General features: G+C 56.0%; 2 tRNA genes and 2 rRNA genes. All 4 read left to right on the top strand.

Features of this window, described 5'->3' with window-relative positions:
* Positions 1-54 (top strand): 16S ribosomal RNA (locus ACH0CP_RS18935); the annotation flags it as partial.
* A 214-nt stretch (positions 55-268) separates the two neighbouring features.
* Positions 269-345, top strand: a tRNA-Ile gene (locus ACH0CP_RS18930).
* Between the two features lie 55 nt (positions 346-400).
* A tRNA-Ala gene (locus tag ACH0CP_RS18925) sits at positions 401-476 on the top strand.
* A gap of 336 nt (positions 477-812) precedes the next feature.
* A 23S ribosomal RNA gene (locus tag ACH0CP_RS18920) occupies positions 813-1,073 on the top strand; the annotation flags it as partial.

Raw genomic sequence — 1,073 nt, 5'->3', positions numbered from 1 at the left:
GTGAAGTCGTAACAAGGTAGCCGTAGGGGAACCTGCGGCTGGATCACCTCCTTTCTAAGGATATCGGCGGAAAGCGCTGGTCACTTCGGTGGCTGGAAGAGCTTCCTCCATTCCAAAGAACATTGCCGCCGTCCTCATGTCCCTTCATCCTAGGAAGTTCGCAAGACGAACCAGCGCAAGCTGGATCGCATGCGAACGAGCACGGCCAGCACGGCACGGCGCGCCCCAAGGCGCGGCTTTGCCGCGACTGACGGCGCAAGCCAGGTGCGGGCCGGTAGCTCAGGTGGTTAGAGCGCACGCCTGATAAGCGTGAGGTCGTAGGTTCAACTCCTACTCGGCCCACCACTGCGTGAACGAAGCTTGATGGCAACATCGCTTCGATTTGCCGGATGTGCGTTACGGGGCCTTAGCTCAGCTGGGAGAGCGGTTGCTTTGCAAGCATCAGGTCATCGGTTCGATCCCGATAGGCTCCACCACGCTTTGACGTTTCCTAGAGATGAAGACACGAGATCCTCATGGGCGACCATGAGGTTAAGGCCGCGACGGCCTTCTTTGACATTGTGAATGGGTTCTTAAAATCGATGCCGTGGCGGTATGGGTTTGAGACGATGAGGATCGCGCAAGCGGTTCGCCAAGGGCTTCGGCCTGCAGCGGACTGGCTACGCCGGTTCGAGGCGTCCAATTCTATATCTCTACAATAATCTGGCTGAGATTTATCATCCACACCGAGCATACCACGCTACACTGCTCTGCCGAGTTTCGTGTCGCCCTCTTTCGGGAGGCGATCCAGTGTTGTCGTTGGTGGTGTGGACTCTCAAGCGTGAGGTAAGGGCAATTCGTGGATGCCTTGGCATGTACAGGCGATGAAGGACGTGGCACGCTGCGATAAGCGTCGGTGAGGTGTGAGCAACCTTTGACCCGACGATTTCCGAATGGGGAAACCCACCTATCCCGATTATCTCTTCTCGGTTCGCCGGGTGGAAGTAATTGGGAAAAAGGTATCACTTAGCTGAATAAAATAGGCTTCGTGAAGCGAACCCGGGGAACTGAAACATCTCAGTACCTGGAGGAAA

It is taken from the genome of Sphingomonas sp. 179-I 2A4 NHS, assembly GCF_045369135.1.
In the GTDB taxonomy this organism is placed as follows: domain Bacteria; phylum Pseudomonadota; class Alphaproteobacteria; order Sphingomonadales; family Sphingomonadaceae; genus Sphingomonas.
The sequence above is the reverse complement of the archived record's forward strand: the minus strand, read 5'-3'. Positions and strand labels throughout refer to the sequence as shown.